This is a genomic window from Chryseobacterium jejuense, assembly GCF_017877355.1.
GTDB lineage: Bacteria > Bacteroidota > Bacteroidia > Flavobacteriales > Weeksellaceae > Chryseobacterium > Chryseobacterium jejuense_A.
Genome location: NZ_JAGIPR010000001.1, coordinates 286,767 through 308,403 on the forward strand (window position 1 = coordinate 286,767; position 21,637 = coordinate 308,403).

Here is a 21,637-nt window from a genome sequence, read left to right on the forward strand (position 1 = left end):
TTAAATTTATTATTAATTTATGTTTATGTTTATATTTTTCAAAATTATGCATTTGTATTTGTTTATTGTTAATTTTTATTAATGATTTTAATCCGTTGTGTTTTTTATTTTAGAATGGTAATAGAGGAGAATAGGTATTCCTTTCGGAGAAGCAAGATGTATTATATTCTTTGGCAGAATAGATCCAAAATATAAAGTGTTAAAGAATAATAAAATTGGTCACAGCCCGTTTAAATAATATAAAATCCGTAAATTTGGGTTAATTCAAATAGTAAAAAATGAAAAATCTTTTTTTAAGTATATGTACAGCAGCAGTATTGGCTTCATGTGGAACCATGACAAGCCCGTCTGCTTCTAAAGTAGGAAAAGCTCAGCCGGCTCTTGCCAATACAAAATGGACATTGGCTGATAACGTAAAGGGCAAAATCCCAACATTAAATATTGAAGGAGAAAAAATTAATGGAAATGCAGGCTGCAACAACTATTTTGGAACGGCTACCATAGATCCTTCTACAGGAGGATTTTCTGCAGGACAAATGGGTTCTACAAAGATGATGTGTAACAATATCGGAGTAGAGCAGAATTTTATGGATATGATGGGAAAAGCTAACAAATATGTAATTTCAGGAACTACCCTGGAGCTTTATAAAGACAATCTTTTATTATTGAAATTCAATAAATCAGAATAAAAAAATAAAAGGAACTCAATTTGAGTTCCTTTTTTATGATTTAGATTGTTATTAATCTTCCTCTTCTTCGTCGTACTTAGCCAACTCTTCATCGCACCATTTGAAAGCTGCTTCCACTACTTTTGTAGCTTCATCTGCCATAGTTTCTTCATCATCTCCTTCAAGATCATCTAACCACTCAACTTCCTCTTCCTCAACGTTTAGGATAAATCTTGGATATTCTGTATGAACTACGAATAGATCTTCTGGAAATTCCGAATTATCTGCTAATAAAAACTTTGGTAATTTCATTTTTTTAATGTTTTAACTTTGAATCAAAGATAATAAAATTATTGATATTTATTCTTGTCGATCTTAACTTTTTGTAAAACTTTATAGCGTGTTAATGTTGTTTTTTGTATAGTATCCTGAGGCTTGACTGTGATGGTTACCTGAGGATTTACAGTACTGATTAGCTCGGCTATCTGCACTTTTTCCAAATCCTTTTCCTCAATAATAAAAAACTTTAGAGGAACTTTATCCAGGTTTTCTGATTTTAAAAATTGGGTAATCACTTTTCTGTTTTCAAGATAATTTCCTTTTGAAAGCCATGTAAACAGCATTCCGGACATTAAGCTTAAAACACTAATGATATAGACTTTGGTATTGAAAATTTCAAATAACTTTTTAAAATAAACCAACCATAAAGGAAAGCTGAATGCAGCTATTAATCTATAATCTATAGGCGTTAGAGAATAAAAATACTGTATAAAATAAGAACAGATGATTCCTGTTACTCCTATGAAAACATAAAAGAATTCAGTATCTGAAAGCTTTTGTTTAACAAAAATGAAAATCATGAAAAGGATATTTAAAAGTCCGATTCCGTAAATTCCATAATTGATGATTCCCCCTGCAGGATTGGCCATGTGAATAAAAGGATTAAATGCAGTACACAACCCCTGGAATAATTCTACCAATAATTCCGGAGTAGTATGAAGGCCCATTTCTAAAAAGTCTTTTATATAGTCCTTATTAAAATAATCGATGAATAAAAATTTATACAAAACAATGAAAACCATTCCTATGGCTGCTGAAATGATGAATGCAGGTCCATATTTTCTTTTCCAGAAAATAAGTCCGTACAGCCCTGTGCCACCAATAATAAACAGAGCACTATATCTTATATTATAGAGTATAATTAAAGATAAAGAAAGGTAGAAAACAGCTTTCAGACCTTCTAGTTTTCTGTCAATAATAAGAGCTGAAGTATATAGAAAAAGAAATACAAAAGGTAAAATAAGCGCCTCGCTCATGGTAAAAGCAAAAATGGAAATAATACTGAATAAGCTGCATACCACAATGGACTCTCTGAAATAGAATCTCTTTTTCCAGGCGAATAAAATAATAAACAGACAGCCAAGAATGCCTATTAGCTTACTGCTCCAGAATTCATCAAAACCAAAGTAAGTAAAGAATTTTATGGCGGCAGGGTAGCCTAAAGGGGTTGTTGTATTATCAATAACAGGTAATCCATGTGCAAACCTCATAAAGCGGATAGAGTCCGGATTTACCCTTCCTTTTTCATTCAGTAAAAAACGAAAAATGGTCATCACTAAAGTAATGATGACCAATAGTATTTGAATGTTTTTCTCTTTAATTTTCATCAAAGCTGTAGTTATTTAGTATAATAGGGGTTTAGAGCCCAAATTTATAACTTATAACGCACAACTCATAATTTGAGAAATTATTTTAAAAACATTTTTGAAACTTTTTCAGCTTTTTTGCTTTCAGAGTAATCATAGAAACCTTCTCCAGATTTTACACCCAGTTTTCCAGCTGTTACCATGTTTACAAGTAATGGGTTTGGTGCATATTTAGGGTTTTTGAATCCGTCATACATAACATTTAGAATCGCAAGGCATACATCAAGACCAATGAAATCTGCCAATTGAAGGGGCCCCATTGGATGAGCCATCCCTAATTTCATTACCGTATCAATTTCCTCTACCCCTGCAACACCGTTATAAAGAGTTTCTATAGATTCATTAATCATTGGCATTAAGATTCTGTTAGCAACAAAACCTGGATAATCGTTAACCTCTACCGGAACTTTTCCTAGTGTCTTGCTCATTTCATAAATAGCACTGAAAGTCTCTTTAGAAGTAGAATATCCTTTGATGATTTCTACCAGTTTCATAATAGGAACCGGGTTCATAAAGTGCATTCCAATTACTTTGTCTGCTCTTTTCGTAGCCGCAGCAATTTTCGTAATAGAAATAGAAGAAGTATTGGTTGCAAGGATACAGCCTGCAGGAGCTAATTCATCCATCTGACCGAAGATCTTTAATTTAAGATCAAGATTTTCAGTAGCTGCTTCTACGATAAGGTCAGCTGCTCCTACTGCATCATTAAGTGCTGTGAAAGTAGTAATATTCCCTAAAGTTTCAGCTTTTTGCTCTTCTGTAAGGTTTCCCTTTGCAATGATTCTGTCAAGGTTAGTAGTAATGGTTTTCAATCCTCTGTCTAAAGCATCCTGAGATACATCCACAAGATTTACTTTAAAACTGCTTTGTGCGAAAGTATGTGCAATACCATTTCCCATGGTTCCTGCGCCGATAACTACAATGTTTTTGATCATTTTTCCTTTATTTTTTATAGATAGTTAAATTTTTTGCATTCATAAGATCCTCCTGATGAGCAATATCTGTTGGATCAAAATTTATATTTCCGATGTTTTGCGACTTTTTGTTATTATTCTGATTGGAAACCGAAGCCGTAAGTCCACGTACAAGTCGTTTTCTTTGGTTGACTGTCAGAAAGTCAGTTCCAACATATAATTCAAATTCACCTTCTTTGCCCATTCCTTTTTGCATAAGGATTTCCATACTTCTTATCTGATTTTTTCTTTTGAATTCTTTCAGATAGCTGATAGAAGGTTTTTCAGAAGCCGGACCGCAACATACACTGGTATAGCTGATCTTTAAATAGTTTTGATTCTTCTGCGAAAAGAAGAATGTGGAGCAAAATAAAGCAGCTGCTAATAGTATCTTTTTCATAATGACGAATTCAGAGAATCCATCCGATTCTCCGTGCTAAAATTAAGCTTAATATTTTATTTATTAAAATTATCCCAGACCGCTTTGGAAATATCTGAAATTATCTTACAGTTTTCAGCTTCAGTTTCTTTGGAATTGCTTACATATATGGCTATAGCATAATGCTTTCCGTTCGGAAGAGTGATGATGCCCATGTCGTTTTCTGCGATCGTAAGAATGTTGTCTTTTATACTGGATGATCCTGTTTTATGGGCTGCAGGAGTTCCCTTAGGGAGTTGTTCCACAATTTTATTAGCTCCGGTTTTAGTTCCCTGCATAATCTTCATCAAATAATCTGTAGATTTTTTCGAAAGTAACTTGCCGGCATAGAACTTTTTCAAAAGCTGTACGGTAGAATTGGTTGTGGTATAATTTTCATACAGGGAATCCCATCCGTTAAGGGCCATTCCACGTTCACTATGTTTAATCTGGAAGTCTTTTACGCCTCTAGAATCCATAAACTTCTGTACAGCCTGCGTTCCTCCCACAAGTTCTATAAGAATATCACAAAGATTATTATCGCTTAATGCTACTGTATAATCAATGATTTCATTTAAGGTAGCTTCTCTATTTCCTTCAGGATATTTTGTCTTGTATGGAGACCAGGTATTATAAAGTTCAGATTTTTTAATAAAAACCTTTTGATCTAACGAAAACTTTCCTTTATCTACAAGGTTCAGTGCAGCGCAGGCAATATGAAATTTGAAAACACTCATCATGGCCAATTTCTTATCTCCATTTTGGCTGTATTTAAAATTATTTTCAAAACCCAGAACAGAAACTCCTACTGTAGCTTGTTTATTTTTTGTAATGGAATTTATTTTTTGTTCCAATGAAGATTTTTGTGCTGATGCAAATGCCGATATTAAAAGGAAAATTGTGGTTATTTTTTTCATAAAGCAGATTAAAAAGAAATCCCTTTTAGAGAGTAAAAGGGATCTGCAATGTAAGGTAATTCCTGTTATTTTATTTCAAAATAATTCAGATTTACACCATCATTTTCAAAGATGATTCTGATTCTGTTTTCTCCCTTCTGAAGCGGAATGTTTTTCGCAGAAATGGTTGTCCAGTTTTCGTTTTTGCCGGTAGCTGGTAGCGTTATATTGGCTAATAATTTTCCTGAAGCATCCTCCATACTTATTTTTGAAGATACGGTGCTTGAATATCTGATGTCAAACGTATAATTTTTACCTGCTTTGGAATTGACGGTATACTGTAACCATTCCCCAGCTTCGGTTTTTCCCACATAATAATGATTGGTTATTGTATCATTACAGGTATAGATATCAACACCGTCATTTCTCATCTGCTGGCCGGAATTCCATTCTGATCTTTTAGCAGGATCACTCACCCAGAGATTGATAAAATCCTTATCCAGATAAGCAGAACCCATTCTTCCTAAATCATAGTCTGAAGCAAATACTCTTCCGGGAACCTGATGATGTTTGAACGGTTTTGTAGAGCCATCTGTCACTTGTCTGAATAGGGCATCAATAACATCTTTTTTAACCTCCACGTTGCTGAATTTATAGTTGTCAGCAATTTGCATCAATGCTTTTTTAGCATATTCCTTTGAAGGTTTTTCACCACCATTCTTCCAATAATTCAATAATTTTTCATATTCAGGAGTTATTTTTACATTGGTGATGCCGGCAATATTGTCAATCTTTTTCATAGGCCAGAAAGCATATCCGATATTATGTTTATCCAGTAGCTGAATAAGTTCCGTAAACCAGACATTAGAGTTTTCTCCGGTTTCTCCTAGCCAGATCGGCATATTATGTTTTGCCCTTAAATCTAAAGCAAATTGTATAGTTTTATCATCATTATCGTTCCAATATTTATGGAAACTAAAAGCCATGTTATGGTCCCAGATCGGTATCAAACCATTATAATTATTCCCCCAGCCATTGCCTTCAATAAAAATAATGTGTTTTTGATCTACTTCTCGGATCGCCGTAGTAATGTCTTTCTGTAATTTCCAAAGAGGAGCGTTTGACATTTCGTCTGTACCATTTGGATTTTTCCCGGTGAAATTGATATTAGGTTCATTGATGATATCATAGCCACCTATCCATGGTTCGTTTTTATAGCGGTCTGCCAGTTTTTTCCAAAGTGCAATTGTCTTTCTCTGATTCTCTTCACTTTCCCAAAGAGAAGGTTTGGATTTATCGTTATCAGAAATATTGGCATCATTTCCCTGCCCGCCAGGAGCCGCATGAAGATCAAGGATCAGGTATATCTTATTGTCTTTACACCATTGAAGCAAGTCATCCGTCATTTTAAAACCTTCTTCCAACCAGGTATCTTTACCTTTTGCAGGTTCTTTTTCTATAGGAAACGTATACAGATTATAATGCAGAGGAAGCCTGATAGAATTGAATCCGGCTTTTGCTAAAAAATCAATATCCTGTTTGGTGATTCCATTCTTTAAATAGGCTTTATAAAACTCCTGCATTCCATCTTCACCAATCAGTTCAGCTATTTTTTCCTTGATCTTATATTGAGGACCTGCAAAATCAGCTGTTTTCAGCATATAACCTTCCTGAAGCATCCATCCGCCTAATCCAAGGCCTCTCAATTGGATATTTTCACCTTTATCATTAACGATTTTTTGCCCGGAGGTTTTTAATAATTGTGATGTCCCGAATTGAGACAATAATAAAGCGGATATTAGGATGGTTCTTTTCATAGTTTGTTTTGATTTTAAATTTATAGAGAAGGGGTGTGTGAAAATAGAGTGTAATCAAAATAAGAGTCTACATTGTGACCACTTATTTTGATTGGAATCCATTGCATATGTAAAACAAAATCTTTCAATTGTTCATTGAATTGTTGTTCAAATATATTGTTTTTTTATTTTGAAATGGATTTTATATTGATAAATTACTAATTTTCCATTTGAAAATTATATCAATAATCCATAAAAAATGCTATCTCAATAACCATTGATTACTAAGATAGCATTGTTGCTATTTCTGTTTATGGAAACAGCGTATTTTTATTTTTGGCTGATAAGCTTCATAATTTCCAAAGCAACTTTTAACGCTTCAGTTCCGTCTTCAAGAGAAACCTCCACATTTTTATCAGCGGTGATAGCATCAGCAAAAGAGTTCAATTCATCAAGAATAGCATTGTTAGGCTGAATGTTTGGATATTCAAACAAAATCTGATTTTTCTCTCCATCAGCATTTTCAATAATCATGTCGAATGGAGTAGGGTTTTCCGGAGCATCCTTCATTCTGATTACTTCTGCTTTTTTCTCAAGGAAATCCACGGAGATATAAGCGTCTTTCTGGAAGAATCTGCTCTTTCTCATAGCTTTCATTGAAATTCTGGAAGTGGTTAGGTTGGCAACACATCCGTTTTCAAATTCTATGCGGGCATTGGCAATATCCGGAGTTTTGCTTACTACACAAACCCCACTGGCGTGGATGTTTTTTACCTTAGATTTAGCAATGCTTAATAAAATATCCAAATCGTGAATCATAAGATCCAGCACCACAGAAACATCTGTACCACGAGGGTTGAATTCAGCCAGTCTATGGATTTCGATGAACATAGGAGTGCTGATGTATTCCTTAGTGGCAATAAAAGCTGGGTTGTATCTCTCAACGTGTCCTACCTGTGCTTTGATTCCTTTTTCTTGGCATAAACGAAGGATTTCTTCTGCCTGTTCCAGTGTTTGGGTAACCGGTTTTTCAATAAAGAAATGAAGTCCTTTTGCGATAGCCTTTAAAGCATAATCATAATGATAGACTGTCGGGGTGACAATATCCAGCATATCAATCTGCTCAAGCAATTCATCAAAGTTTTCAAAATATGTATATCCGAATTCTGCTTCTAATTTTTTTCCGTTTTCAACATCTTTATCGTGGAATCCTACAAACTCATATCTATCTGACTGATTAAGAAGTTTTAAGTGGATCTTTCCCAAGTGTCCGGCACCTACCAAACCTGCTTTTAACATAGCTGTATTAAATTTCTGTAAAGATAGTGAATGTATAGTATAAAAATACATGACTTTTTACTTGGATATTTTTGGGTGGCAAGCAGTAACGGATATAGCTCTTATTAATTAAAAGAATTGTATTAAATTCGCGTTCTATAAAAATTATCAGCTATGAAAAAAATATATTTCATCTTATCCGTAGCAGGATTAGTGGCTACTGGATGCTCAGGTTCCGGAGATAATATTGCTACTGAAGTACACAATAATCAACCCCCACAACCTAAGTGTGAGACTCCTACAAATTTAAATTTCAAACCGTTATATAATATTTTCTCATGGAGCAGTAATAGCGGCCAGGGAACAGGATTTTTTGAAGTACAGTATGGGGAACAGGGCTTTACTCTAGGGAGTGGTACTGTAGCTGAAGTAAGCAATACCTCATACAGTCTTCCATTATTTACAGGTAAGAAATATGATTTGTATGTAAGAAAGAACTGTGGAACTGTTGATGGAAAGAGCAATTGGGCAGGACCTATTACCATTCTTTCTGAAAATACTACCGCTTGTGTAAAACCAGGCTATGTCAATTATACAACATCTACTTCTTCCGTTTATGATCCTACTTTTTCAGCCACGGTTTCTTGGGAGACTGATGGTATTTCAGTGTATGAAGTATATTTAGGGACGAGTAGTACACCTCCGGCTCCGGGAAATGGTGATCCGGTTCTTCCTGGGCACAATGCTGCTTTTGTTAACTTAAATAAGACAATTTCTTATATGTTCTATGTCAGAAAAAGATGCGCAGATAATACCTATACCGATGTCACTTCACAAGTTGTAAAATGGAATTAATATCTAAAATAGAAGCTGTCAGTTTTTTGACAGCTTTATTTTTTGTGGATAATTCTTTCATCCGATTTCTGAAATCTAAAATCTAATTTCTTACTTTTGTCATATGCAGGATTCGTTTGTACATAAAGGAAAAAGAAAGAATTTAGTAGAATATCTCAGATACAGAATCGGGATTTCGGATGAAAATGTACTTTCGGCAATGAATGATATTCCGAGACACCTTTTCATTGAAAGTATTTTTGAAGACTTTGCCTATGAAGACAGGGCTTTCCCTATCCTGGCGCATCAAACCATTTCACACCCTTCTACAGTTGCGGAACAATCTGAGCTGTTACAGGTGAAGGCGGGTGAAAAAGTACTGGAAATCGGGACCGGATGCGGGTACCAAACTGCCGTTCTCATAGCAATGAAAGCTCATGTCTACACAGTAGAAAGACAGAAGGACTTATTTGATTTTTCTAAAAATAAGCTGAGAGAGCTTCATTTATATCCTAAATTTCAAAGTTTTGGAGACGGTTTTGCCGGGCTGCCTACTTTTGCTCCTTTCGATAAAATTATTGTAACCTGTGGAGCAGGTACTTTACCTACAGAATTGCTAAAGCAGTTGAGAGTAGGAGGGATCATGGTGATTCCATTAGGACCAACAGATGAGCAGGTTCTATATAGATTCACAAAAGTAGGACCCACTGAGTTTGAAAAAGAAGAATTTGGAGCATATAAATTTGTTCCGATGTTGGGGAACACAAATCAATAGGAATTACAATAAAATCTTTAGATGAGCTTCCTTGCAATATCATTTTTATTTAAATCTTAAAAATAACAATGAAAGTTTTTATTAATAAAAGAATTCCAGAGATTGGAATCCATATGTTACAAGAAGCAGGATTGCAGATTATATTTCCTGAAAATGAAAATATTACTGATGCAGAATGGCTGAAATATTGTCAAAATACAGATGTTATTGTAAACATTGGCGGTGATTTTAAATATGACAAAGCATTTTTTGATGCTTGCCCTAATATAAAGGCCATTGCATTGTATTCTGTTGGGTTTGATCATGTGGATATTAAAGAAGCCAATCAAAGGAATATTCCTATAGGAAATACACCGGATGTGCTGAGCAGAGCGACTTCTGATGTTGCTTTTTTACTGATGCAATCGGTAGCAAGGAGAGCCAGTTATAATTTTCAGAAGGTAAAAGAAGATAATTGGGGAAGTTTTAATCCTTTGCATGCTTTGGGACAGGAACTTTATGGCAAGACATTAGGTGTTTTTGGATTGGGAAGAATAGGTTTTCAAATGGCTGAAAAGTGTAAAAAAGCTTTTGATATGGAAATCATTTACCACAATCGTCATCGAAATGAAGAAGCTGAAAGAGAATTGAGTGCCACGTATGTTTCCTTTGATGAATTGGTCAGAAATTCAGATGTCCTGAGTGTTCATGCCAATTTTACCCCTGAACACAAGGACCTTTTCAATGAATCTGTATTTGAAAAGATGAATTCCAATGCAATTTTTATCAATACAGCAAGAGGTGGTTTTCATCAGGAACAGGATTTATACAATGCATTAACTGAAGGAAAGATCTGGGGTGCGGGCCTTGATGTGACCAATCCGGAACCCATGTCTGCAGATAATCCTCTCTTGGAGTTATCGAATGTATGTGTATTACCGCATATTGGTTCTGCAACCATTGAGGCTAGAAATGGAATGGCAAGACTAGCTGCTGAAAATATTATTGCCTTTTCAAAAGGAGAAGTGATGCCCAATTGTGCAAATCCTGAAGTATATTCTGCTCACACATCATAACTTGGAATTATTTTTGTTCTCAATAGAGTAACCCTTAAAATCTAAATATCATGGCACCAGAAAACAATATTAATGAGCAGAATAAAAGGCTGGAACGTATGGATTATGATCCCAGTGAAGATATATTCAAAAGAGAAAAACATATTTCGCTTGATGGAGATGGGAATCCTATATTTGATGAAGATATAGATGAAGATAAAATAGATAAAGGTTTAGATATTCCCGGTGCAGAAGACGATGATGAAATGGAAGAAATAGGGGAAGAAGATGAAGAGAACAACTATTGGAGCCTCAGCGATAATGAGGACGACCATGAAGAAGAAAATGATGATGTCTTAACTTAGACTTCACACAGATAAAATATTTGCCTTGCTGATTTTCAGTGAGGTTTTTTATTTTTGAAATTGATAACCTAATCTTGTAAGAAGAAATTCCCCTCCTTTGGAGGGGTGGATTCAAAAATTATTCAATTTTTGAAGACGGGGTGGTTCCGTAATGCTGAATAATAAAATCCTCTAACTCTTTCATTACCAGATCAAGATTATTCCTTACATCAAAATCAGTAATCCTAAAAACCAAAAGTCCTAACGACTCCAAATATTCTTGTCTAATACCGTCATAAACTTCCTTCTCATCATGGCTTGAACCATCAATTTCTATAATTAATCCTAGGGATTTCACATAGAAGTCTACTATATAATTTCCAATAATTCTTTGTCTGTCGAAATCAATTTCATAAAAAGTTTTTGCCCGGACTTTTTTCCAGAAGATTACTTCACTCAGGATTCTGGCTTTACGCTTTTCTTTTAATAATATTTTTAATCTGGGATTGTAGGGAAGGTTTTCTACAAAACTCCTGTAAATAGGAATCCTATTGATGTATGTTACTATTTCTTTCATTTGTGTGTTTTATTTTAACCACCCCGTCTTTCAAAATTCAAGGAATTTTGAAATCCACCCCTCCTCTGGAGGGGAATTTGAGTGTGTCTATTTCAAATATAGGATTTAAATTGGCTATTGGTTATATTTTCACAGGATTGATAATCAACTTTTTCACCTATTCATTCTTTTCCCCTTTGCTTTTTCCCTCTTTTGTTGTCTATATTTCATAATTTGAATATCTTTAAAACTTCAAACATTGTTTAAACATAGAACTTTAAATAGCAATATGACATTTCAAGAACAGATACAGCAGGGGATCCCTAATCAGCTGCCGCAACCAAAAACATATGAGACTAATATCAACCATGCTCCAAAACGTAAAGAAATTTTAGGAGAAGAAGAGAAAAAACTGGCGTTGAAGAATGCTTTACGTTATTTCGACCCTCAATTTCATGCAGAGCTGATTCCTGAATTTAAGCAGGAATTGGAAGATTACGGAAGAATTTATATGTATCGTTTCCGTCCGGATTATGAGATGAAAGCAAGATCTATTGAAGATTATCCGGGTAAATCTGAGCAGGCAAAAGCCATTATGCTGATGATTCAGAACAATTTGGATTATGCAGTAGCTCAGCACCCTCACGAATTGATTACGTATGGTGGAAATGGTGCCGTATTCTCCAACTGGGCTCAATACCTGTTGACGATGAAATATCTGTCTGAAATGACTAATGAACAAACCTTGGTGATGTATTCTGGACATCCGATGGGATTGTTCCCGTCTCATAAAGATGCACCAAGAGTAGTAGTAACCAATGGGATGATGATTCCAAACTACTCCAAACCGGATGACTGGGAGAAATTCAACGCTCTTGGAGTAACCCAATACGGACAAATGACTGCGGGAAGTTATATGTACATCGGGCCACAGGGAATAGTTCACGGAACTACTATTACCGCTTTAAATGCTTTCAGAAAGATCAATAAAGATCCTAAAGGAGGTCTGTTTGTAACTTCCGGATTAGGAGGAATGAGTGGAGCTCAGCCCAAAGCAGGAAATATTGCTGGTTGTGTTACGGTATGTGCCGAAGTAAATCCAAAAATTACTAAAATCCGTCACGATCAGAAATGGGTAAATGAAATTTATGAAGATCTGGATGCATTGGTAAAAAGAGTAAGAGAGGCACAACAAAATAAAGAAACGGTTTCTTTAGCTTACCTTGGAAATATTGTTGATGTTTGGGAGAAATTTGACCAGGAAGATTTAAGAATTGATATCGGTTCAGATCAGACTTCTCTTCACAACCCTTGGGCTGGTGGATATTACCCGGTAGGACAAAGCTTTGAAGAGTCCAATACAATGATGGCTGAAGATCCTGAATTATTCAAGGAAAAAGTTCAGGAAACATTAAGGAGACACGCTGCAGCCATCAATAAACATACAGAAAAAGGAACTTATTTCTTCGATTACGGAAATGCCTTCTTACTGGAAGCTTCCAGAGCAGGAGCTGATGTAATGGCAGATAATCCAACCTTAGGGAGAGAATTCAAATATCCAAGCTATGTTCAGGATATTATGGGACCTATGTGTTTTGATTACGGTTTTGGGCCATTCCGTTGGGTATGTGCAAGCGGTAAGCCGGAAGATTTACAGAAAACCGATGAGATCGCATGTTCAGTATTGGAAGAAATGATTAAAAACTCTCCTGAAGAAATCCAACAGCAGATGAAGGATAATATTCAATGGATTAAAGGAGCGCAGGAAAATAAACTGGTAGTAGGCTCACAGGCAAGAATCCTGTATGCAGATGCAGAAGGAAGAATGAAGATAGCTGAAGCCTTCAATAAAGCGATTAAGAACGGTGAGATCGGACCTGTAGTATTAGGTAGAGATCATCATGATGTTTCAGGAACGGATTCTCCTTACAGAGAGACTTCCAATATTTACGACGGTTCAAGATTTACTGCGGATATGGCCATTCACAACGTGATTGGTGACAGTTTCCGTGGGGCAACTTGGGTTTCCATTCACAATGGTGGTGGAGTAGGCTGGGGAGAAGTAATCAACGGAGGTTTCGGAATGCTGCTGGATGGCAGTGATGATGCAGACCGAAGATTAAAGTCTATGCTTTTCTGGGATGTTAACAACGGAATTTCAAGAAGAAGCTGGGCAAGAAATGAAGGTGCTATTTTCGCGATTAAAAGAGCAATGGAAGCTGAACCTAATTTAAAGGTAACCCTTCCCAACCTTGTAGATGAAAATTTACTGTAAATCATAAATAATTCAGCATTGGCAAGTATTAACAAAAAATTGTTTTCACACCTCAATGTAGAGGATGATGATCCTGTTTGGGAAAAATTTGCTGATGTTGAGTTTGCAAAGAAAAACATATTCTCGGACAATAAAGCCTATCTTGTTGAAGATGGGCTTGTCCGTAAATATTATATCAACAGTACTTCAGATATCAATACTGAAGTCTGTGCAGAATTCTACTTTCCCGGTGATATTTTTACCGTTGGAAATAAAGGTTCTGAAGGGATTTATGAATCCATCAACAGCGGACTTGCCTGGGAAATTACTTTGGATGAAGTAAAAGAAATGTTCGCAGTAAGCCCTGAATGCCGTTTTGTACAAAACTACTATCTGAGTAGAAAGCTGAAAGCTGCTATGAAGCGTGAAATGCTTTTACTAAAAAATACGCCTCAGGATCTTTACGAATATCTATTAGCCAATAAACCACACTACATTCAGAATATTCCTTTGAAATATCTGGCTTCCTATATCGGGATTACCCCTATTTCCTTAAGCAGGATTAGAAAGAGGATTACTTAGAGGTTGGAAGCTTGAAGATGGGGGCGGGAAGTTATCAAGGTTATAATAATCTATCTCATATTTTTAATAAGAGTTTTTATTCTGTTTTTTATAAACGCAAAGTTTCAATCTTAAATATGCATTATTTTAAGTGGGCAGTGATGCGACTTCGTCGTTGATGAAGCTGTATGCTTATCCATACGCTTCGACGAATCAACATCGTTGATTCTATCCTTTGCTCCCTTAAAATAAAGCTGTAAATTATATTTCTTTGCGTTTAAAAAAAATAAACAGGACTATTATTCATCAATTAAAAAATTGATCAGAAATTATAGGATGATAATTAACTTCCACCTCCGTTTTTTCATTAGGATCTAGTAATCTATCTCATATTTTTAATAAGAGTTTTTATTCTGTTTTTTATAAACGCAAAGTTTCAATCTTAAATACGCATTATTTTAAGTGGGCAGTGATGCGACTTCGTCATTGATGAAGCTGTATGCTTATCCATACGCTTCGACGAATCAACATTGTTGATTCTATCCTTTGCTCCCTTAAAATAAAGCTGTATAATTATATTTCTTTGCGTTTAAAAAAAATAAACAGGACTATTATTCATCAATTAAAAAAGTGATCAGAAATTACAGGACGATAATTAACTTCCATTTCCATTTTTCCATTAGGATCTAGTAATCTATCTCATATTTTTAATAAGAGTTTTTATTCTGTTTTTTATAAACGCAAAGTTTCAATCTTAAATACGCATTATTTTAAGTGGGCAGTGATGCGACTTCGTCGTTGATGAAGCTGTATGCTTATCCATACGCTTCGACGAATCAACATCGTTGATTCTATCCTTTGCTCCCTTAAAATAAAGCTGTAAATTATATTTCTTTGCGTTTAAAAAAAATAAACAGGACTATTATTCATCAATTAAAAAATTGATCAGAAATTATAGGATGATAATTAACTTCCATCCTCGTGCTTCCATCTCCCAGCGTTCATTAATTAACTTTTGTTTATTGTTTCACCCTCCATAAGTCTTTTACTTTGCTGAAAAAAAAGTATGGAAATACAAAAATTAAACTGGGCAGGAATAAAACTGCTTTCTAACGGCAAAACCATTTTAATAGATGCAGTAGAAGATTTCTCTTATTACAAACCCGTTCTGGGGGATGCTGTAGAGCAGGTGATAAACTTCTCAGATCATGTGCAGGCAGATTATATTCTGTTTACTCATTTGCATTTAGATCATTTTGACAAAGGAGTTATCAAAAAATGCCTAAAAAATGATGGAAAATTGATAGTGTATTCAGAACTGGAACCATTGGTGAGAAAGCATATGGATGGTGTTGAAATGGTAGTCCTGGGTTTGGATGAAACTTTCAATGAGAATGGGATCGCTTTCAAACCTGTATTTGCGATGGATGGAGTGGGAGAAATTCAGTCTTCCTGGATTGTGGAAGATGCAACCACTAAAATTTTCCATGGTGGAGATACCATCTGGCATAACCAATTCTGGAAGTTGGGAAAAGAAAATAAAGATATCGATTATGCATTTTTACCCGTGAATGGAGTGGTTGTCAACTTTGAGATTATTGGGCTGGAATACAGTCCGGTCCCGGCTTCTCTTAATTTGAAGGAAGCCTTTGCTGCAGCTCATCTTTTACATGCTAAAAAGCTGGTTCCTATACACTATGGATTGTTTACTCATGAGAAATCTTATATTCCACAATTGTTTGATGATAAGGATTTGAAAAGAGTTTCTGATGAGGTGGGTCAGGAGTATATGGTTTTGAAGGATGGAGAATGTTATTGAAGTATTAATTTTTTTGTTGGAAATCGTAAAGGGCGCAAAGTTTATTTTAAAAAGGCTGTTGTAAGGCGCAAGGATTTTATCTTCGATAAAATTAAACACCGCATATTTTTAAATTCTCTTGCAGATTATGCAAATTAAGCAGATTTTTGTAAAAACTGTAAACTCTGTGAGGAATATTTTGCATTCTCTTTGTTATTCCGTAGGAATTTCAATAGATTTTACATCTCTCCTGGAAAAGTATATAAGTTGGTTTGTATTCTTTATTGCCTAATTATAACGAAGTTTTGTATTTTTAACACGATACTTATAGATAATAACCATCATGAATAAATACTTTTTCAGTTGCGTTTTCGCAGTTCTATTTTTTATCCCTGTTTTTGCATGCCTTAATGGTGAAGAAATGATTTTGGCCAACAGAGAAATTCTGTATTCAGATTATGAAAGAGAAGTGCCTTATGGACATGAATTTGGAAGCAAAGAACGACTGGAAGCTTTCTTAGTTACTTTAGAAAAAGGATATAACAAAACCAAGGATCTTGATTATCTTTCTGACCAAGGGTTTGTCTTAATTATTTTGGGAAGATACAAGGAAGCCATTGAACTATATAAAAAAATTGAATCTATACAGCCGGAAAGATATTCTACAGCATCCAATATAGGAACTGCATATGAACTTACAGGCAATAATACGGAAGCCTTAAAATGGATTGAGAAAGCAGTGAAAATTAATCCTAAATCGCACTCATCTTCAGAATGGATTCATATAAATATTTTAAAAGCTAAAATTAAAGGAGATCAGTATATTTCATCGAAAAATTTGATTGGAAATGATTTTGGGAATGATAAATACCCTAGATCTAATCTAAGTATAGATGATCTTCAGTTGCTTAAGATGCAGTTGTATTATCAGCTAAACGAAAGAATATCCTTTGTAGAACCAAAGGATAAAATAGTAGCACAGCTTTTATTTGATCTGGGAAATATTGCTCTTTTGATGAACCAAAAAGCAGATGCTAAAGAAGATTATCAATTGGCTACAAAGTATGGATTTAATAATTCTGTTTTTGAGGAAAGAATAAAACTTGTAGCTAAGGAAAAGAATGAAACCACAAGAAATATTGTGAATGGGGTAAAATATTATACGAAAGAACCACAGGTATTTCATTTGATGGAAGCTGTTATGTCTGTCGCAGCGTTGTTATTGGCAGGGTTTATCATTTTTATTTTCAGGAAGAAAGTTGCTTTATTGCTAAAATAAAGCTTTTAATTTGCTTGTCTTTTTTGTTGGAAAAACGCCAAGGCGTAAGGCTTTTTTAGCTTTATGTATATTTAAGGCTCAAGAAAATCTAAGATTTTTAACAAGTATTACACTGAGATTTTAAGCCACTAATACACAAATACAATCATTCGTGCATTAGTGGCTAATCCAAAAGCAGTGTTTAATTTTATCAGAGATAAAATCCTTGCGCCTTACAACAGCCTTTTTAAAATAAATTTTGCGCCCTTTACGATTTCCAACCTTTTTCATCAATAAAGCATCTTTATAGTAAAAGGTCTACTATGAAAATTACTATTCCAAAACCCTGTCATGAAAACTGGGACAACATGTCTCCTGATGAAAAAGGAAAATTCTGCTCCGTTTGCTCAAAAACAGTTCATGATTTTACCAGCTTCTCAGATGAAGAACTTATCAGTAGTTTTAATTTTAATAATGATATTTGTGGAAGATTCCGGGAAGATCAGTTGGGTATGAATCTAAACTTTTCATTAGCGAGTAAACTGGCGTTGGGATTGTTGGCTGTCAGCAGTTTTACCACTACTGTGAATGCACAGGAAACAAAAATTGAAAAGGTAAAAACTTCAGAGAAAGTACCCGGAGTTAAGATGAGTGTCATATCTACTGATTCTTTCAATAGAAATCAATCATTAAGAATTGGTGCTCCCGTTTTAACCCCAGAAAACAGACCGCTGGTTTTACTGGATGGTAAAAAGATTTCGTTGGAAGAATTACGTGCGGTAAAACCTGAGGCTATTGAAACTGTCAGTACTTTTTCAGAAAAAGAAGCTGTAGAAAAGTATGGTGAAGAAGCTAGAAACGGTGCCATTGTGGTTACTACTAAGAAAAAAAAGAAGCATTGAAAAAATATAAAGCAAAATACCATCAACAACAATTTGTTGTGTTTGATGAAAAACATGCTGAGATGGGCAGAATCGTAGAGGTAAGAAAGTTATTTTTCTTAAGGCACTACATCATTCTGAATTCCAGAAGTTATGATATTAAAAATGTAGGTTTTTTAAAAAATGATGTTGAGCTTTTTAACGGTAAAAATGTAGTCTATTTTACAGACCTTGCTAAAGAAAGGATTATTAAATCCGGCCAAAACGTAAAAATATATTATTTTAAATTGAAGAGTATACATCAATTATTTGAAAAAGGAAAAGTGCTGATAGAACTTAGGAAAGAAAAAATAAAATCAAAAGAACCTGTTTTCCATATTGAAGCTGATGATACTGCAGACGATTTATTAATCCTGTTGTTTTTACATTATTCTACCAAAGAATTTAACGGTATAGGAGATGATGGTTGATATAAAAAAATAAACCTCTGGAAAGTTACCAGAGGTTTATTTATAATTATAAAAATTAGTTTAGTTTTTCACAGCCTGAATAGCCGCTGCATAATTAGGCTCCTGAGAAATATCCGGAACCTGTTCCTCATAAATAATAGTTCCCGAAGGATCAATCACCACAACAGCTCTGCTGAGAAGTCCTTTCATGGAAGATTCTACCATTTCTACCCCGTAGTTCCATCCGAAATCTGAACGGAAGTCGGAAAGCATCACAACATTGTTAATTCCTTCAGCCCCGCAAAATCTCTTTTGAGCGAAAGGTAAGTCCTTAGAAATGCAGAGAACTACCGTATTAGGAAGATTTCCTGCCTCTTCATTGAAATGATGAACAGATGCTGAGCAAACGCCTGTATCTACACTTGGAAAGATATTCAGGATCACATATCTCCCTTTGTAAGCATCCAGGCTCTGGTCATTCATATTAACGTCTGTAAGGGTAAATTTAGGGGCCGGTTTGTTGACATCCGGTAATTTGGAATAAGTACGTACAGGCGTTCCTTTTAACAAAACAGTATTGATAGGTTTAGATTTTTGAGCAAAACCCATTGCTGAGAAAAAGAATAACGTACTGAAAACTATTTTTGAAAACATTGAAAATTTATTTTTATCAAAATTATCGTTTTTTTCAGTTGGTTGGGTTAATTTTCATTCAAATAGCTTTTAAATAGAGCAAATCTATTGAATCATTATTCTGAAAATCAATTTTTACGTTTACCTTTATTCTTCAAAACTTCAGATTCAAATTATTAAATACTAAAAATATGAGTTCAGCAAACAATGCATCATTTCAAGATATTTTTAAAAGTGAAAACGAAATCCCCGAAGAATATAAAGTACCGGAAATTCATCAGAAAGTTTATCTTCTGAATGGCGAATTGGTAGAATGGAAAGGAGAAACGCAGAATATTTATTCTCCGGTTTGCATTCCTACAGAAAACGGATTAGAGAGAAAGTTGTTGGGGAGCATTCCCAATATTGGTCCGGAGGAAGCTATGGAGGTTCTTGAAGCTTGTGTGAAAGCTTATGATAATGGTCTGGGAGAATGGCCTACAATGTCTGTAGAAGGAAGAATCAAATGCATGCAGAAATTTGTCTATTTGATGATCCAGCAGCGTGACCTGATTATAAAGCTGCTGATGTGGGAAATCGGGAAAACACTGGCAGATTCTACCAAAGAATTTGACCGTACTGTAGATTATATCAATCAGACTATTGATGCTTTAAAAGACCTGGATAGAGAATCTTCCCGGTTCCAGCAGGCGGAAGGTACCATTGCACAGATCAGAAGAGCACCGCTGGGTGTGGTTTTAAGTATGGGGCCTTTCAATTATCCTTTGAATGAGATCTTTACAACGCTGATTCCTGCACTAATTATGGGGAATACTATTTTGTTTAAACTTCCTAAACATGGCGTTTTGGCTCATTATCCTTTATTAAATGCCTTTAAGGAAGCTTTTCCAAAAGGAACGGTGAATACTTTATATGGGAAAGGTTCTGACATTATCACTCCTATTATGGAAAGTGGTAAAGTCAATGTTTTGGCTTTTATTGGTTCCAGTAAAGTAGCGAATGGATTGAAAAAATTACATCCAAAAGTGAACCGTCTGAGAGCAATTCTGAGCCTGGATGCTAAAAATGCAGCTATTGTTACTAAAAATGCCAATCTTGATGTAGCAGTAAGTGAATGTATTTTAGGGGCACTTTCATTCAATGGGCAGCGTTGTACAGCACTAAAACTGATTTTTGCACAAAAAGAAATTGCTGCAGAATTTACGGCAAAGTTAAGTGAAGCCGTTTCTGCTCTGAAAGCCGGTTTACCGTGGGAAAAAGAGGTGAAAGTAACTCCGCTTCCGGAAGTGAATAAGCCGCCTTATCTGAAAGAATGTATTGAAGATGCCATACAGAAAGGTGCTGCAGTGTTAAATAAAGACGGTGGTTATACAGAAGAGTCCTTTGTTTTTCCAGCAGTTGTTTATCCTGTAAACAGCGATATGAAATTGTATCATGAAGAACAGTTTGGACCTGTAATTCCAGTAGTCCCGTTTGAAGATATTGAAGAGCCTATCAATTATCAGGTGAACGCTTCTCATGGAATGCAGGTAAGTATTTTCAGTGAAGATCCACAGGAAGTAGCAAAACTAATTGATCCTTTTGTAAACCTGGTAAGTCGTGTCAATATCAACTGTCAGGCACAGCGTGGTCCAGACGTATTTCCGTTTACCGGAAGAAAAGATAGTGCAGAAGGTACGCTTTCCGTTTTTGATGCGCTGCGTTCATTCTCCATCAGATCTCTGGTAGCTGCGAAACTTACAGATTCCAATAAAGAATTATTGAATACTATTGTTAGAGAGCATGATTCCAACTTTTTAAGCACAGACTATATTTTCTAATTCGAATCTCTTGCTGTATTTAAGATCATTACAAAGATTTTTAAATAAACTGAACTAGAAACTGTTTGTCTTCTATAAAATTTTCTATCTTTAAAAAATTGAGCTGTTAAAAGAATATCAGATGAACGAGATTAAAAATCAGATGTATTTTATAGAAGAATTTTTGGAACTTGTGAAGAATAAACAAGACAGAAAGGAATCTTATGATCCGGAATACAATTACGCAGTCTATTCTTCAAAAGATGAATTTGAACCTGAAATGAAAGTTTTCATCGGAGACCACTTAGATATAGGAGATAACGATAACGAAATCTTACCCGATTTTGTATACCATAATAAGCTTAACTATATGTGTTCTGATGAAAATATTCAAGATGTGGTGGATCTTGCTTTCCGGCAGTATGCTGATGTTTCTTTTTCTCAGCTTATCACTGCCCTGAATCACTATCTTGAAAAAGATGACTTTTTAGATTTCAAATAAAATACAACTAAATAGTAATATAACACCCTGATATGGAAAAAATATCAGGGTGTTATTTTTATGTAACATTTTTGTTTTTTCTCTACGAACTGTACAGGTAATTATTACAATTAGAAACTCTTACCATTATTTCGAATTATTTTTAAAGAGTAAAATTAACGGTTTCGGCGGGCTGAAAGCCCGCCGAAACCTATCTATAAGTATAAAGTGATTTAAAATAAAGAATATGGTTTTCAACCTATAA

At 34.9% G+C, this 21,637-nt stretch carries 22 protein-coding genes; 13 read left to right on the top strand and 9 right to left on the bottom strand.

The genetic code is table 11. The features are described from left to right. The first annotated feature begins 278 nt into the window (after positions 1–278). The gene (locus J2772_RS01245; protein WP_209912580.1) at positions 279–689 is read left to right on the top strand and encodes an META domain-containing protein; all 411 of its coding nucleotides are present in this window, start codon (positions 279–281) and stop codon (positions 687–689) included. A gap of 51 nt (positions 690–740) precedes the next feature. Here the strand turns inward: J2772_RS01245 and J2772_RS01250 are convergent, their stop codons facing one another. The 7 genes from J2772_RS01250 to J2772_RS01280 form a co-directional block, all read right to left on the bottom strand. After that, a complete protein-coding gene (locus J2772_RS01250) occupies positions 741–980 on the bottom strand; it encodes a hypothetical protein (protein ID WP_002977986.1) in 240 nt (79 codons plus the stop codon). 38 nt (positions 981–1,018) lie between these two features. Next, positions 1,019–2,335, bottom strand: a complete 1,317-nt coding sequence (locus tag J2772_RS01255; protein ID WP_209912582.1) for a hypothetical protein — start codon at positions 2,333–2,335, stop codon at positions 1,019–1,021. Between the two features lie 80 nt (positions 2,336–2,415). Then, positions 2,416–3,306, bottom strand: coding sequence for a 3-hydroxybutyryl-CoA dehydrogenase (locus J2772_RS01260; RefSeq protein WP_209913430.1), 891 nt, complete (start codon positions 3,304–3,306; stop codon positions 2,416–2,418). Between the two features lie 10 nt (positions 3,307–3,316). Then, the gene (locus J2772_RS01265; protein WP_209912584.1) at positions 3,317–3,727 is read right to left on the bottom strand and encodes a hypothetical protein; all 411 of its coding nucleotides are present in this window, start codon (positions 3,725–3,727) and stop codon (positions 3,317–3,319) included. Between the two features lie 56 nt (positions 3,728–3,783). After that, entirely contained in the window at positions 3,784–4,662 is an 879-nt protein-coding gene (bla-A, locus tag J2772_RS01270) for a CGA/CIA family class A beta-lactamase (protein ID WP_209912586.1), read from the bottom strand. Between the two features lie 65 nt (positions 4,663–4,727). After that, the gene (locus J2772_RS01275; protein ID WP_209912589.1) at positions 4,728–6,458 is read right to left on the bottom strand and encodes a cellulase family glycosylhydrolase; all 1,731 of its coding nucleotides are present in this window, start codon (positions 6,456–6,458) and stop codon (positions 4,728–4,730) included. 309 nt (positions 6,459–6,767) lie between these two features. Further along, complete coding sequence (locus J2772_RS01280) at positions 6,768–7,736, bottom strand: Gfo/Idh/MocA family protein (RefSeq protein ID WP_209912591.1); 969 nt, start codon at positions 7,734–7,736, stop codon at positions 6,768–6,770. Between the two features lie 153 nt (positions 7,737–7,889). Here J2772_RS01280 and J2772_RS01285 point away from each other — a divergent pair, with 153 nt between their 5' ends. From J2772_RS01285 to J2772_RS01300, 4 genes are all read left to right on the top strand, one after another. Beyond that, positions 7,890–8,570, top strand: a complete 681-nt coding sequence (locus J2772_RS01285; protein ID WP_209912593.1) for a hypothetical protein — start codon at positions 7,890–7,892, stop codon at positions 8,568–8,570. 103 nt (positions 8,571–8,673) lie between these two features. Continuing rightward, a complete protein-coding gene (locus J2772_RS01290; protein WP_209912595.1) occupies positions 8,674–9,324 on the top strand; it encodes a protein-L-isoaspartate(D-aspartate) O-methyltransferase in 651 nt (216 codons plus the stop codon). A gap of 68 nt (positions 9,325–9,392) precedes the next feature. Continuing rightward, a complete protein-coding gene (locus J2772_RS01295) occupies positions 9,393–10,379 on the top strand; it encodes a 2-hydroxyacid dehydrogenase (protein ID WP_209912598.1) in 987 nt (328 codons plus the stop codon). 50 nt (positions 10,380–10,429) lie between these two features. Then, positions 10,430–10,723 carry a hypothetical protein gene (locus J2772_RS01300; RefSeq protein ID WP_209912600.1) on the top strand — a complete coding sequence of 98 codons (294 nt, stop codon included), beginning with the start codon at positions 10,430–10,432 and terminating at the stop codon, positions 10,721–10,723. A gap of 118 nt (positions 10,724–10,841) precedes the next feature. Here the strand turns inward: J2772_RS01300 and J2772_RS01305 are convergent, their stop codons facing one another. Beyond that, positions 10,842–11,279, bottom strand: coding sequence for an endonuclease domain-containing protein (locus J2772_RS01305; protein WP_209912602.1), 438 nt, complete (start codon positions 11,277–11,279; stop codon positions 10,842–10,844). 268 nt (positions 11,280–11,547) lie between these two features. On the opposite strand from J2772_RS01305, the gene J2772_RS01310 reads away from it, so the two are divergent. The 6 genes from J2772_RS01310 (at position 11,548) to J2772_RS01335 (ending at position 18,480) form a co-directional block, all read left to right on the top strand. Further along, positions 11,548–13,533, top strand: a complete 1,986-nt coding sequence (locus J2772_RS01310) for a urocanate hydratase (RefSeq protein ID WP_209912604.1) — start codon at positions 11,548–11,550, stop codon at positions 13,531–13,533. 18 nt (positions 13,534–13,551) lie between these two features. After that, positions 13,552–14,094 (top strand): Crp/Fnr family transcriptional regulator, encoded by a 543-nt coding sequence (locus J2772_RS01315; RefSeq protein ID WP_209912606.1) that lies wholly within the window; start codon positions 13,552–13,554, stop codon positions 14,092–14,094. Between the two features lie 1,045 nt (positions 14,095–15,139). Further along, positions 15,140–15,892: an MBL fold metallo-hydrolase gene (locus tag J2772_RS01320; protein ID WP_209912608.1), complete on the top strand. Its 753-nt coding sequence runs from the start codon at positions 15,140–15,142 to the stop codon at positions 15,890–15,892. Positions 15,893–16,214: 322 nt separating this feature from the next. Then, positions 16,215–17,150, top strand: coding sequence for a tetratricopeptide repeat protein (locus tag J2772_RS01325; protein ID WP_209912610.1), 936 nt, complete (start codon positions 16,215–16,217; stop codon positions 17,148–17,150). A gap of 302 nt (positions 17,151–17,452) precedes the next feature. Next, positions 17,453–18,031 (top strand): hypothetical protein, encoded by a 579-nt coding sequence (locus J2772_RS01330; RefSeq protein WP_209912612.1) that lies wholly within the window; start codon positions 17,453–17,455, stop codon positions 18,029–18,031. Beyond that, positions 18,028–18,480: a hypothetical protein gene (locus J2772_RS01335; RefSeq protein ID WP_209912614.1), complete on the top strand. Its 453-nt coding sequence runs from the start codon at positions 18,028–18,030 to the stop codon at positions 18,478–18,480. Before J2772_RS01330 ends, J2772_RS01335 begins: the two co-directional genes overlap by 4 nt. 60 nt (positions 18,481–18,540) lie before the next feature. On the opposite strand, the gene tpx is transcribed toward J2772_RS01335, so the two are convergent. Further along, positions 18,541–19,041 (bottom strand): thiol peroxidase, encoded by a 501-nt coding sequence (gene tpx / locus J2772_RS01340; protein ID WP_394337821.1) that lies wholly within the window; start codon positions 19,039–19,041, stop codon positions 18,541–18,543. 242 nt (positions 19,042–19,283) lie between these two features. Between tpx and J2772_RS01345 the strand changes: the two genes are divergently transcribed. Both J2772_RS01345 and J2772_RS01350 read left to right on the top strand, forming a co-directional pair. Next, positions 19,284–20,912, top strand: a complete 1,629-nt coding sequence (locus J2772_RS01345; protein ID WP_209912616.1) for an NADP-dependent glyceraldehyde-3-phosphate dehydrogenase — start codon at positions 19,284–19,286, stop codon at positions 20,910–20,912. A 121-nt stretch (positions 20,913–21,033) separates the two neighbouring features. Then, positions 21,034–21,393 carry a hypothetical protein gene (locus J2772_RS01350; RefSeq protein ID WP_209912618.1) on the top strand — a complete coding sequence of 120 codons (360 nt, stop codon included), beginning with the start codon at positions 21,034–21,036 and terminating at the stop codon, positions 21,391–21,393. Positions 21,394–21,637: the final 244 nt, after the last annotated feature.